Here is a 12,489-nt window from a genome sequence, read left to right as displayed (position 1 = left end):
AGATAATTGCAATTTGTAACATTTACAAACCAATTAAATGAAACAATTGATTTTAGTATTGATTCACCATTCATTTTAAGTGGAATTGATGGTACTGGTAGTGTATCTGCTAATCATCGTACATCTGACATTCCATTAACACATGGATCACAGCGCACATCATCTACACTAAATCCTAGATACATGGTTTTGCGTGGGTCATTGATTGGTGCGAATAGAAGTGAATTAGCCTTACATAAAGAGAAGTTGAGTGAAGTATTTAATCCATCATTAAAGGATGGGAAGCTTACATACGATGCAGGAGCAGGTACTAAATTTGTCTATGCTATCGCTGAAGAACTTCCCATCTTCAGTGGTTACATAGGAAATTCAGTTAATTTTATAATTAATATGGTCGCTCATAATCCATTTTGGCATGACATGGAATTATACGAACATACATTTACTACTCCTTATCAATCACTTTTCACATTTCCTCAAATTTCCACTTCTCAAATGGGATTCCACACTGATACTCAAACATTTATCAATAAAGGAAATGAACGTACACCGTTGATATTAGAATTTGATGGTGGAGTTAAAAATGTAAAGTTTGTAAATAAAACAAACGGTGAGTGGATTGAAATTGAAAAGAAGTTACATAGTAATGAAAAGTTAATTATCAACTCAACAACAGGGCAAAAAGAAATAAGTATTATTAATAATAAAGGTGAACAAAGAAATGGTTATGGTTTAATATCTCTTGATTGTTCAACATACATACATCTTGAAAAAGGAAGTAATACAATACAGTTTACTGTTGAATCTGATTCCAAAAAAGGATTAGTAATAATGAAATGGGAAACTAATTACTTAGGTGTATAAGCATAATGATTAAGTAAAATTAAAACGTATATGTAAACATAATTGTAACCATAAATATAAGGAGGTTTAACATGACTGAAATATCTTATTTTTTCGACTCATCGGAATATCTTATTCGAGAGTATTCGGCTGAACATTTCGGTGAGATGTTTTCTACATTCCTATCTAATGGATTAGTACATACAAATAACATTCCATTGCTGAATGCAACACACGATGTTGAAGGTGGATTAAAAGTGGTTTTATCAAAAGGAATTGCAATGATAAATGGTCACATGTATAAGAATACAGACGATTTATTTTTTGATATTAAACCACTCGAAAACTCATTTATTCGTACTGATCGTTTAGTATTACGCTACGATAATCGACAAGAGGTTAAAGCTGTTAATGCTTTCATTATTGAAGGTATTCCATCGATTAATCCTACGCCACCAACACTAACACGTTCAGATGAAATCTACGAACTTTCACTATTTCAAATTAACGTAAAAACTAATAATACAGTAGATATTATTGATGAACGTTTTGACGAATCTGTTTGTGGATTATCTCATTCTCGTTTCAGTATTCCACTTGATAAAATGAAGCTTGATTTCGCTAATTTTAAGGATGGATTAAATACTTGGTTTAATGATTGGATTCAAGACATTGAGCAAGGTTTAGATGTTCCAGACTTACGACAAGACTTTGAATTACTGAAGCGCAACTATACTGAATTGATTATGCAGCGTAATTTAGAAGGTAAGGTAGGAGCAGGAGAACGAGGATTCTTCTATGACAACTTAGCAGATAGTAAAAAGATCGATACGACAAATACAACAGCAATCATTGATACGGAAAACATGTGTATCAATTTAAATCCAACAGCTTTAAATGGTCATGTGACGTGGAAAACACATCCTATTGGCTTTGTTGCGAGTAAAGTTGAACATTTCCATACAAGACCAATTGGACAGCTATTAGAGGTTGTTGAAACGGCTTATGGTGGATCAAATGAAATCAAGGTTAAAAATGTTGAAGTAACGTTAACGGAGGTGATTTAGTTTGAACGTACAGCGTATTAAAGATTTGCCGATTGGGGCAAAAATTAAAATGGGAAAGTTTCAATCACATAGAAAAGACTATCCTATGATTTGGCGAATTATTTCAACTGATCATCATACATTAGATCCTAATTATCCTTTAAATGCAATTACGCTCATTACCGATAAAGTTATTAATACAATGACTTACGATGCTAAAGAACCAGATAACGCAAATGAAGCACGTTCTAAGGTTGGTAATAATCGTTATCGCTTATCGAATGTTCGACAATGGTTAAATTCTACGCTAGGAGATGGTCATTGGTATGAGCCACAGAATATCATCGGTGCATACCACTATAACGATAGGGATACTCCACCTTCAGCAGAGTTCATCAAATCAGAGTGGCGACATGAACCTTACGATAATTTAAATGGATTCTCAACGATGTTTAGAGACTATGAATTAAATTCGATTTTGCCTACAAAAATCAAAGTGGGAGTAAATGAAACATATGACTTTGCACCAACCGTAGACGGTTTAGAACGATATGATTTATTGGATGATAAATTCTTTTTACCTTCTGTTACGGAGTTAGGATATGGTGAAAATCAATACAATACACCAGATGGTAAAGGGATTGCAGAAGGTGTATCGATTCCGTATTTTGAATTAGAAGAAAATCGAAAATCAGCTATGGTTGAGGACTGCTTTACTAACTCTAAATATAACAATGTCCAATCAAATTACACTCATGACGCATTGATTTATTCTTATATGACTCGTTCTTCACGATTGGATTCACCTATTCAATTCCATTTAAGCAGTGGAAAACTAGAAGTAGCAGGAAGTCCATACAGCGTATATTGTTTACGTCCTATGTGTAATATTAATGGTGAAACATTAATTAGTCTGAATCCAGACGATGAAGGATTTTATACAATTGTTGCTGATGTTCCTCCTATAGTTGAGGTAAAGAAAGTTGATGTGCTGGACGTTCATTTCGATGTACGAGATATGCATGGGAAACCTGTTAGTGTTGAAACGTACTTCAATGGGACTTTATTAGATACATTTACATCAAACTTAAATGAAACATTGGTCACTACTATTCCATTCGATTCTGTCAAACCATTACAAAATGAATTAATCTTCATTACAAAAGATGATGGTAATTTACAGGGACACCAAACTTTTAAATTAGATATTAAAACTGATCTTGTAAAAGTAGGAGATAAAGTAAGTGGGCATAACGAAACGTTTGATGTAGCTGATATTAACAATAATAATGATGGTACTGTAACATTAATTGTAGACAGAAACCTTAAATACCGAATAGAAGGTAATAAGAATATTGAACTTTTGACATTTAATTATCAACCTAAAGTACATTTCACAGAAAATTATCATTCTACACCATTGTATCAAGACATGAAATTTAAAAGTATGTCTACAAATTTAGATGGTACTGTCAGAGAATCGTGGGTATTTGAAGGTGATGGAGTATACAGTAAGACAAAAGTAGATATTAAAAGGAAATCAGCACATGATGAAATTGTACTGAAATCAATTGCACAAAATTATAAATTTAAAGATGAAATGTGAGGTGAGATAATTGGTATCTTATGTTGAAAATATGACTATAAAAATGCCTAACATTAAAGTACGCAGCGTTTTTGATGTCTCACTTGATTACACAGTAACCGAATCATCTCATTTCAAAATGAAATCGATTAGCGCACATAGTACGGTGGAATTTGAATCTGGTGAAGTACCTGCTCTTACGGTAACTGCATTGGATGATTTCCATCTGAAGCTTACATTCAATCAACTTATGCAAAAAGCTAAATTCATTCTAAACGATATTGAAATTAGTGAAATGAGTATCACAGAGCATGAATGTACTTATTATCTGAATCCTGCCATGTTAAACATAGGCGAGAATTTGCTACGAATTATTGTCGTAGATAGTGAAGAAATAGAGCATTTGAAAATGTTCAAGGTGAATAAGGATTTAACTACCAATTCAATTAAAAATAACGCAACTATACATATTAAAGGTAAAAAATATCAAGTAGTATCAAACAATGGTGATTCTGTTACTTTAGATAGTACTTTACTAAGTGACGTTCCAGTTTCATCATTTGTTGAAGCACCTTCATTTACGACTATTCCATATGCAAGCCTTTCTTTCTACAATGAAACGACAACAATGCTTCCGATGAAATTTGTTAAATCTGTATTTGTAGATGGAAAAGTGGAGGAAATGTATGAGGTGTGGAATGGTATCGGTGATATTTTACATACGAAAGTTGAAGCTATTCGAGATGATTCAAGTAAATCTGCAAATATAAGGAATGTACAATTTGCATTACAACTTGACGAGGTACAATAATGAAAGTAAAAATTAACGTTTTAAATCATGATTTAAGCCGATTAACTGTACTGGATGAGTACGAATCATTGTACTTTGAACGTAAATACAACGATGTGGGAGAATTTATAGTAACTGCTGACAAGATAACGTCCAGTCAAGCTCACTCGCTTGATATGGGCGTTTTTATTATGCTCGGCACAGATGGACGTAAAATAGGATTAATAACCAATATAAAAATGAGGGACAATGAAGACGGTACTAGTATGATTGTGGTCAGTGGTAAAACACTAGGGATAATACTAAATGATCGTGAAATTATTCCATATGAAAATGAAACCTCTATCACATACACAGCTAATGTTGAATCAATTTTGTATTATTACGTCTACAACCACTGTATCAATCCATTTGATAATGCACGTAAATTCCCTTTATTAATAGCATCTGAAGATAATAAATCAGGTAAAAGTATCAGATGGACATCTAAACAAGCTAGATTATTAGATACCATTAAAATTATATCTGAAATGTACGAATATGGTTGGCAAATTAAAGCAGATATTGATAGTGGTGAATTAATTTATGATGTCTACAAAGGTAGAAATCTAACAGTAGACAATGAAGAAGGTAATAGTCCAGTAATATTTTCTAGAAAATTTGAGAATATTTTTAATATGGAATACATACAAGATAATAATGATGAACGAACATTTGCTTATACTTTATCAGACGGAAACGGTACAGGACATAAGATATATGAGTCTGACCGTGTAAGTGGATTTGACCGAAAAGAAATTACATTACAAGTTGCTTCACAGGAAGACGGAGAGTACATAGACGTTCCAGAAAGAACCAATGTTTTACTAAAAGAACATGCAAAAATAAAGACTGTAGATGCTGAAATACGTGATTGTAATACATTTAAATTTGAGATTGATTATGATTTAGGTGATGAAGTAACCGTACATAATCCGTCTTGGAATATGAAAGAGAATATGCGCATTATCAGTATTGAAGAGACATACGACAACAACGGACGTACTATAAATGCACGTTTTGGAAGTAGAATATTAAGTATTATTGATAAGTTAAAACGTGAGAATAGAGTATATGAAATATAATACATAGCCCACAAACGTGGGTATGTTTCAGTTTAATTAATTCAATATTATCACTAGTTGGAAGGATGGATGTGTGAGCAGGAAAATAAAGATTCATAATACAGATATTGAAGTAGAGTTAACAGATCCTACTGCTATATGGTTTTACGATTTATCCTTAAAATCTGCAGAAGAAAGAGGACAAATACTTCGAGCGAAGTTAACTGAACAGGGAACAATCTACTATACATCAGGAGAATTAAATGTTGAGAGGGCTGCAAGGTTCCTTTACGAGATGTTAAAAGAACAGGGGAAAATCTAAAAAGGGAGGATGATGGAGAAAATAACAAAGTTGGAGAGGGTGAAGAAGCTGAATAGATATCACGATATCAATGTGATTGGCTGTTGTGCAAATAAGGATTGTCTAAACGAGTTAACCAGAGAAGATGAATATCTTATAGATGAGGCTAATTTATACTGTGACTCAATTTGTTATGCAAAGTACATGTTAAGTATCGGTGCTATTAAAACACATTAAATGACATTGAAACGAGGTTATTCTTTCTGAATAGCTTCTTTTTTTGTTTGTAATATAATCGCCTATAAAGAAAGGTATTTCTTGCTATATCCAACTATGGTAAAATGTAACTATAAAATGAGAAGGGGTGTTTAATATGGGGAAACTTGCTGAAAAATTTGATGCTGTACAATACAAAGATTTAATTGATAATGTTAATTGGAATGAGTTAAAGAAAGTTAGCAATTCAATTTTTTATTTCGATGTAAATGATAATAGATTATTTGAATTACATGACTTTAATAGAGAAGATGTACTTACCTGTGATAGTTTTATTCAGAATTTTTCTAGTGAAAATACTATAATCACTTCCATTGCACATTATAAAATTATAGAGAGAATATTAGTTACTGAGGATAATTTAATCTTAATAGTCGAGCCCTATTCATATAATTCTCACAATAATCCATTGTAAAATAATTGATAAGGAGATAATATAAGATGCCTAAATATGAAGTTGATTTAGATGTAACATTTATTAATGGAAAAGAAAAATCAAAACATTCATTTGAACTAGAAGAATTAGAGATATCACGAGCAACCAAGTTATGGATAACGAATAAATCTGCAAAAGAATCAGAGTTCATTGAAACCGTAAAACTAAATTTCGATATTGATAAAAATACAAATACAACTACATATTATGAATTTTCAACTTCTATTCCTACTACAATTATAACTTCATTTATCTATTATGTAGAAAGAATAGATAGTGAAGGGGATACAGTAGTATTCAACTCACATGATTTATAGATAAAGAGGGGATAATTTCCCTCTTTTTTATTTAGCTTATTGCTGTCAAATAGGGGGGATTTTGTCCATTTATTTATATGAAGAATAAGCTAAAAATCTAAGAATACAAAATAGAATGTTTCGCCTTGTGTGGAGAATAAAATATTCGAAACTACTATTAAATTAAAAGTTTATACTTGGAATATTATTGATAATTATATAAAGTATAAAAGGTCAGAGATGGTTAAATTATCTGTGATAAAATGGATTTAAATGAGAGGGGTAATATGAATGGTTTTATGTAAATCATGTGACAGAGAGATTGATAAAGGGGAAGCAATCAACGTATATGAGCGTGGGACTTATTGTGGAGGATCAGAAGAGGATTATTCAGATGAAGTAGTATGTGTAAAATGCGTCAATGAACATGATGAAGATGCACCTTATGCATATTGTATTTTCTGTGGGGAAGAAGCAGCATTTCATAAAAAAGATTTGCATCTCATCTATGACGAGACAGCTTTTGCATGTAAAGAACATAAAGATGAAGAATACGACGAATACGCTGCGGACGATGAATAAATAAAAAAATCAATTGGCAGCATTGAAGAGAGTGTTACACTCTCTTTTTTTATTGTTAAAATGTTGAAACAGAAAAGTAAGTTGCTGAATTGACTGAAATTGACTTTGAAAATTGACTCCTTTACAATAGATATTAGTAATCAATTAGGATAGTGTCTGAGTACATAAACCTTATGGTATAATAATAAAAACGGAATAATAGGATAGAGGTACAAATTAGATTTTTTAATTTGTTTAAAAGGGAAGATCGGTGTGAATCCGACGCTGTCCCGCAACTGTAAATGGGAGCACATTTCAAAAGGCCACTGTTACGGATCTTTTTCCGGCCTCAGCCAGCGCTCAGATCGATACCGATACGGCGGTCATTTTGCTGTGCCATGATCTCAACCGGGAGCTGCCAGTGTTGCAGGCCGCGCGAGAAGCAAAACCCTTTTATCTCGGCGCATTGGGCAGCCATCGAACCCACACGTTACGTCTGCAAAAGCTCCACGAGCTGGGATGGTCCAGGGAGGAGACAGCGCAAATCCGGGCCCCCGTCGGGATATTCCCCAAAGCCCGGGATGCGCATACTCTGGCACTCTCCGTGCTGGCAGAAATCGCCTCTGTACGTCTCCATCAGGAGGAGGATTCATGCCTGCCCCCGTCGTCCTGATCCTTGCGGCCGGGCGTGGAAAGCGCTTTCTCGCCTCCGAGGGAAATACCCATAAGTGTATCGGCTGGCGTCAGTCCCCGGAGGTTGCGCCTTATCGCTGGCCATTTGAAGAAAACGGGAGAACTTTCGACCTTGCGATTGAACCGCAGATTACGACTAATGATCTGCGTCTGATGTTGAGGCTGGTTCTTGCCGGCGGAGGAATAACAATTGCCACTCAGGAAACTTTCAGGCCATATATTGAAAGCGGTAAGCTTGTATCGCTGCTTGATGACTTTCTTCCACAATTTCCGGGCTTCTATCTGTATTTCCCACAGCGTCGCAATATTGCACCAAAGCTCCGCACCCTGATTGACTACGTCAAAGAATGGCGGCAGCAATTGGTTTAAATAGCTGCACCTGCACTGCCTGATGTCAGAACAGTATTTTGATGAATTGCCAAGGTTACAATGGCACAAATGCGGCACAGGAGGAAACGTGGTGTATTTAAATATGGGGTAACTCTTTGATTTTAATGGTGCCGATAATAGGAGTCGAACCTACGACCTTCGCATTACGAATTATAAGAATCCGCTTCTAATTCAAAGCATTACCCCATCAACACTGCGCTCACACGTCCCACCACATCAAAACATGTAAAGCCTTGCAAGCCATTGCGAGGCCTTATGTGTCTCAGTTTTGTCCCACCTTGTATTACGACTTGCATAGCCAATGAAGATAAACGTGACGACAAACGGCGCAGCAGTCTTCTTTTCCTTCATACTTTCCCCACCCAGCATGCATACCTTTATGCTATAACTGAAGTTTATGTCTGTTATGAGCGAGAAACGGGCATGATTAAGCAATACGATAAAAAACTCTCCTTTCAACTTATTTAATATTTAAAGATGCCAACACATGCTTTTCTGTTGCAACTGCAATTTCATATATCACTTCCATATTTTCAAAATTTTCCTTGTAACTAAGTTCTTCAGATGCATAACCTGTATGAGCAATTTTATGTCTAGTTTTCAGCACTTTATTTAGCACATTCAGAGCCATCTGAGAATCCGCTGTACCCAATGTCCACGTCTTAGATGTTTTTTTTACACCAAAAGCTTTGTCAAACAACGAGTCGACATTCGCTGCGCTAGGCGTATTGAACTGTTTAAGCAGGTCATCAATGCGACTTTGAGCAATTGAATTAATTGAAGGGTTATCGCTATCTTTTTTCAATGCATCAAAACAATACAGTACGAGATCTTTATTAAACTCTTGCCAACTTGCAACTAAATGAACTATGTATGATTGATAAAGATATTCTTTTTTTTGATTAATTGAATACACTGAATCCGGTTCATTCAAGTCTAGCTTATCTAGATCGTGCTCAATCCTTTGTATGATAGCTAACTTTTTAAGCTTCCGGGAAAAGAGTTGTGCATGAGTTTTTCTTAAACTTATTTTGTTCATCATTGATAACCTTCAATGTTTTAGTCCACAATCGTATGGTTAAGATATCAGTCAGTGAATTTTTGCGTTTTATCTTCTAACGTTACTGTAACACAGTTACTCATAAACGTTATCTGGAATCTATTTGTTAAAGATATGTCTATTAGTTTGGCAAAAGGAGCTACATAGCTGCCATCAACTCCACTTTATCAGCTTAGCCTTTTACTGCCGTTGCCGTGAACTGCTCCCCTTAAATTAAGATATCGCGATGATAGAAAATCCGCTTATGACTCGCAGCGGACAGCATAAATGGCAATCAGGTCTGCTGTTAGAGAACAGCGGAAGTCTGGGATGCATTTTTACATCGTGTTGTCTTGAGTCATGGGAAGTAGATCATTTTCAGTGGATGTTCAAGGGCTGGTAAATGATCCATTCCCAATTTTCAACAGGACCTACCAAGATGCACAAACTTTATATACAACCCATTTTTGAGAATTATCATCATACTCTACCCACCCACCAGTTACTTTACGAAGCTTAATGCCTTGAGTATACGCAGCACGAAGTATGGCCCCTTCTGGGATGGATAATGGATATTTATCGGGTGTTTTAATAAATTCTGTGATGAAGGAATTAGGAAAATTAAACTTTGTAATCATAGGATCCTCAACTGATTATTAGTATTTAACATCTAGCACTGCTCTTTATTAAGTAGTATTTAGTATTTGGGCACGAAGCTGCTCCGTATCAGGTTTAGCTGTCTGTTATGAGCGAGGAAGCGACTGTATTAGTGGCATGCACATAGTCACCATTGTTGCATAATTGTTGATTCTTTATGAGGAAAAGATGGATCAGTCAAAAGAGGGCGGATTGTACCAATCCAGTCCTCCATCGGTATTTTTTTCAGTTCCATCAATTCGTACAATGCAGCTCCCATACCTTGTGTCCTAACTTTGCTTGGGGTTACCTGGTTAAAATAGAATGTATGCTGGTCTTCTATTATCGCAAGACCTGAAACATCGAGCTCATAAATCTCTTGTAAAACGACTATTTGCTCGAAAGTGGCATTGTTTTTGGTGAAGTCATGATTTATCAATGGAAGTATTGAGCGTATATCTTCAAATATAAACGCCCGTAATATACATAACTGGCTATACGTTAATCTATTCGCAATTGCGACAATTCTGTTAGTCTGATCTTTTGATATTTTCTTATTGAAGCAAAGATTCGCAAACAGATAGCCAAGATAGAGCGCTTTCTTTTCTTCATGGGAATTTTTTGACGCCATCAAACAACCTTCGAATACTTCCTCAGCAATGCTCCTTTCCTCATCAAAGAATCCGTCATCGCGTGGTTTATGACCTTCTTCCAGCAATTCATTTATACGATCAATAGAGATACGTGCTGATAAGCCAATTCTAATATCTTCCCTCTGAGATAAAGCCCGGCTTGCAACTTCAGTGATGGTCTGTGCAATGACGACTCCAATCGCCCCTCCCGCTGCTGCCGTCAAAGGGCCATTGGCTAAAATTCCAGCCCCTCCACCAACCGCTGCTCCCGTTATTTCGGCAATTTTCTTAATACCGGTGAGCCATTTTGCTTTGTCCATCTCAACATCCCTATCCGTTAATGACATGTATCACCCCATCATAACGATGGGCGAGTATACGTGCCAACAAAAAATTAGGGATTAAACTGCTAGAGATAACCTCTTTTCACTACTCAATAATTAATCCAGTACGAACTTATAATGTCTGCTTTTGGCACATAGCAGACCTAGAGACACTGGCGTAAAGCCATGGAGGATCGGTGGGAGGAGGTAAAAATCCTCTCATGCAAAAAATACGCAAAATCGATAACAGCTGGAAATCATTCAATACTCGCACTATCGGAAGTTCACCAGCCAGTCGTAGCACGTTCTTGCATACGACGTGGCTACGGGTTTCGAGACCGACCCGATCATCAAACGAAACATAAAATTAGCTCACATTATGAGGAAAGGTATCTTTTTGCGCTATGTAAATTCAAAGGGTTAGCCTCATTTTCCCGATGGCTTTCTCAACACTACTAGTTGTGAGCCCTTGCAATGTTCATTAATATACGTCTCACAAATAATTCACAGATATTGCAAAATGGATATTACTGAGTTTCCTTCTGGAGTAATTGAACACCTTGGCTGGTATGTATACCGATTGATTGATCCTAGGGACGGAAGCACCTTCTATGTAGGGAAAGGCAAAGGTAACCGCGTATTTGCCCATATGCGCGGTGAAGTGGCAGCGGCTGATGATGACGAGTTACTGAGCAACAAGCTAAAGCAAATCAGAGAAATAAGATTAGCGGGACTTGAAGTTATCCATGTCATCCATCGACATGGAATGACTGATGAAAAGACGGCGTACGAAGTTGAAGCAGCACTTAATGATGCCTACCCTGGGTTAACGAATATCATGAATGGTGCTGGCAGCAATGAATTCGGCGCCGCGCATGTCAAAGAATTGATAGCAACATATCAACCCGAAACCATAACATTTCATCATAAAGCATTAATGATTTCCGTTAACAGAAGTGCAAAGGATTCAGAGCTTTATGATGCGGTTCGATTTAGCTGGCGCATCAATGCCTCGCGCGCCAGTCAAGCAGAAGTCATTCTTGCCACTGTAAGGGGTATCGTTCGAGGGGTTTTTATTGCTGATAAATGGCTCAAATCAACACGTGAAAATTTCCCTACGATGAAATACTGGGACGAGGATCCTGACTTTGAGGCAACACAAAGTTCTCGCTATGGTTTTGAAGGTCGAGAAGCCCCACCTGAAATAGCAAATCTTTATCTTGGGAAAAAAATACCAGATGAATTAAGAAAAAAAGGAGCTATGTCCCCGGTCCGTTACTCACCTAATTTTTGAGTATTCAATTGATAAGATTAAACCGCAGCACGTTATTGCATACAACGTGTCTGCGTTTTCAACTCCGCCGCCCCCCCAATCATGATTGGACAGCACTTGCAAAAAAAAGAAATTAGTATTCTCAGCAGGACACCGGTCAGATAGTGCGGCAGATCAATGTCTGGTGAATATTGATGACCGCTGCCCGCTGATTCTATTGCCGAAACTGTGCGGGAAAAGATGTGGCAAGATATTGTTGGTAAAAA

General features: G+C 36.2%; 14 protein-coding genes, 1 pseudogene and 1 riboswitch. Of the genes and pseudogenes, 12 read left to right on the top strand and 3 right to left on the bottom strand.

Annotation, left to right across the window (positions count from 1 at the left end; translation table 11 throughout):
- Positions 1–6 precede the first annotated feature (6 nt).
- The 11 genes and pseudogenes from QH639_RS14820 to QH639_RS14775 all read left to right on the top strand — a co-directional run bounded on the left by QH639_RS14820 (position 7) and on the right by QH639_RS14775 (position 8,299).
- Positions 7–864 (top strand): phage tail domain-containing protein, encoded by an 858-nt coding sequence (locus QH639_RS14820; RefSeq protein ID WP_281114747.1) that lies wholly within the window; start codon positions 7–9, stop codon positions 862–864.
- A 71-nt stretch (positions 865–935) separates the two neighbouring features.
- Complete coding sequence (locus QH639_RS14815; protein WP_281114746.1) at positions 936–1,910, top strand: hypothetical protein; 975 nt, start codon at positions 936–938, stop codon at positions 1,908–1,910.
- Position 1,911: 1 nt separating this feature from the next.
- Positions 1,912–3,495 (top strand): DUF6273 domain-containing protein, encoded by a 1,584-nt coding sequence (locus QH639_RS14810; RefSeq protein ID WP_281114745.1) that lies wholly within the window; start codon positions 1,912–1,914, stop codon positions 3,493–3,495.
- A 10-nt stretch (positions 3,496–3,505) separates the two neighbouring features.
- On the top strand, positions 3,506–4,285 hold the full coding sequence (locus tag QH639_RS14805; protein WP_281114744.1) for a hypothetical protein: 780 nt from the start codon (positions 3,506–3,508) through the stop codon (positions 4,283–4,285).
- A complete protein-coding gene (locus QH639_RS14800) occupies positions 4,285–5,388 on the top strand; it encodes a siphovirus ReqiPepy6 Gp37-like family protein (protein ID WP_281114743.1) in 1,104 nt (367 codons plus the stop codon). Before QH639_RS14805 ends, QH639_RS14800 begins: the two co-directional genes overlap by 1 nt.
- Before the next feature lie 73 nt (positions 5,389–5,461).
- Positions 5,462–5,689 carry a hypothetical protein gene (locus QH639_RS14795; protein ID WP_281114742.1) on the top strand — a complete coding sequence of 76 codons (228 nt, stop codon included), beginning with the start codon at positions 5,462–5,464 and terminating at the stop codon, positions 5,687–5,689.
- Between the two features lie 352 nt (positions 5,690–6,041).
- Positions 6,042–6,359, top strand: a complete 318-nt coding sequence (locus QH639_RS14790; RefSeq protein ID WP_281114741.1) for a hypothetical protein — start codon at positions 6,042–6,044, stop codon at positions 6,357–6,359.
- Between the two features lie 26 nt (positions 6,360–6,385).
- A complete protein-coding gene (locus QH639_RS14785) occupies positions 6,386–6,697 on the top strand; it encodes a hypothetical protein (RefSeq protein ID WP_281114740.1) in 312 nt (103 codons plus the stop codon).
- 270 nt (positions 6,698–6,967) lie between these two features.
- Positions 6,968–7,258 (top strand): hypothetical protein, encoded by a 291-nt coding sequence (locus tag QH639_RS14780; RefSeq protein WP_281114739.1) that lies wholly within the window; start codon positions 6,968–6,970, stop codon positions 7,256–7,258.
- Positions 7,259–7,448: 190 nt separating this feature from the next.
- Positions 7,449–7,674, top strand: a riboswitch (cobalamin riboswitch).
- Positions 7,635–7,910: pseudogene (paoD, locus tag QH639_RS26505) on the top strand (molybdenum cofactor insertion chaperone PaoD); the annotation flags it as partial. It overlaps the preceding riboswitch by 40 nt.
- Positions 7,889–8,299 carry a LysR substrate-binding domain-containing protein gene (locus tag QH639_RS14775; protein WP_281114738.1) on the top strand — a complete coding sequence of 137 codons (411 nt, stop codon included), beginning with the start codon at positions 7,889–7,891 and terminating at the stop codon, positions 8,297–8,299. The pseudogene paoD and the gene QH639_RS14775, both read left to right, overlap by 22 nt.
- Before the next feature lie 481 nt (positions 8,300–8,780).
- Here the strand turns inward: QH639_RS14775 and QH639_RS14770 are convergent, their stop codons facing one another.
- The 3 genes from QH639_RS14770 to QH639_RS14760 all read right to left on the bottom strand — a co-directional run bounded on the left by QH639_RS14770 (position 8,781) and on the right by QH639_RS14760 (position 10,974).
- Entirely contained in the window at positions 8,781–9,362 is a 582-nt protein-coding gene (locus QH639_RS14770; protein ID WP_162826300.1) for a HEPN domain-containing protein, read from the bottom strand.
- A gap of 428 nt (positions 9,363–9,790) precedes the next feature.
- Positions 9,791–9,997: a hypothetical protein gene (locus QH639_RS14765; protein WP_129073686.1), complete on the bottom strand. Its 207-nt coding sequence runs from the start codon at positions 9,995–9,997 to the stop codon at positions 9,791–9,793.
- A 146-nt stretch (positions 9,998–10,143) separates the two neighbouring features.
- Complete coding sequence (locus QH639_RS14760; protein WP_115786975.1) at positions 10,144–10,974, bottom strand: hypothetical protein; 831 nt, start codon at positions 10,972–10,974, stop codon at positions 10,144–10,146.
- Between the two features lie 496 nt (positions 10,975–11,470).
- Between QH639_RS14760 and QH639_RS14755 the strand changes: the two genes are divergently transcribed.
- Positions 11,471–12,244, top strand: coding sequence for an LEM-3-like GIY-YIG domain-containing protein (locus QH639_RS14755; RefSeq protein ID WP_281114737.1), 774 nt, complete (start codon positions 11,471–11,473; stop codon positions 12,242–12,244).
- Positions 12,245–12,489: the final 245 nt, after the last annotated feature.

The sequence above is a fragment of the Lysinibacillus sp. 1 U-2021 genome (genome assembly GCF_029916965.1).
GTDB classification, from domain to species: Bacteria; Bacillota; Bacilli; order Bacillales_A; family Planococcaceae; genus Lysinibacillus; species Lysinibacillus capsici.
The sequence above is the reverse complement of the archived record's forward strand: the minus strand, read 5'-3'. Positions and strand labels throughout refer to the sequence as shown.

Coding starts and splice junctions, on each gene's coding strand:
- QH639_RS14765 (WP_129073686.1), bottom strand. CDS start 9,997: ATGATTACAAAGTTTAATTTTCCTAATTCCTTCATCACAGAATTTATT.
- QH639_RS14755 (WP_281114737.1), top strand. CDS start 11,471: ATGGATATTACTGAGTTTCCTTCTGGAGTAATTGAACACCTTGGCTGG.
- QH639_RS14815 (WP_281114746.1), top strand. CDS start 936: ATGACTGAAATATCTTATTTTTTCGACTCATCGGAATATCTTATTCGA.
- QH639_RS14780 (WP_281114739.1), top strand. CDS start 6,968: ATGGTTTTATGTAAATCATGTGACAGAGAGATTGATAAAGGGGAAGCA.
- QH639_RS14770 (WP_162826300.1), bottom strand. CDS start 9,362: ATGATGAACAAAATAAGTTTAAGAAAAACTCATGCACAACTCTTTTCC.
- QH639_RS14785 (WP_281114740.1), top strand. CDS start 6,386: ATGCCTAAATATGAAGTTGATTTAGATGTAACATTTATTAATGGAAAA.
- QH639_RS14790 (WP_281114741.1), top strand. CDS start 6,042: ATGGGGAAACTTGCTGAAAAATTTGATGCTGTACAATACAAAGATTTA.
- QH639_RS14760 (WP_115786975.1), bottom strand. CDS start 10,974: ATGTCATTAACGGATAGGGATGTTGAGATGGACAAAGCAAAATGGCTC.
- QH639_RS14800 (WP_281114743.1), top strand. CDS start 4,285: ATGAAAGTAAAAATTAACGTTTTAAATCATGATTTAAGCCGATTAACT.
- QH639_RS14775 (WP_281114738.1), top strand. CDS start 7,889: ATGCCTGCCCCCGTCGTCCTGATCCTTGCGGCCGGGCGTGGAAAGCGC.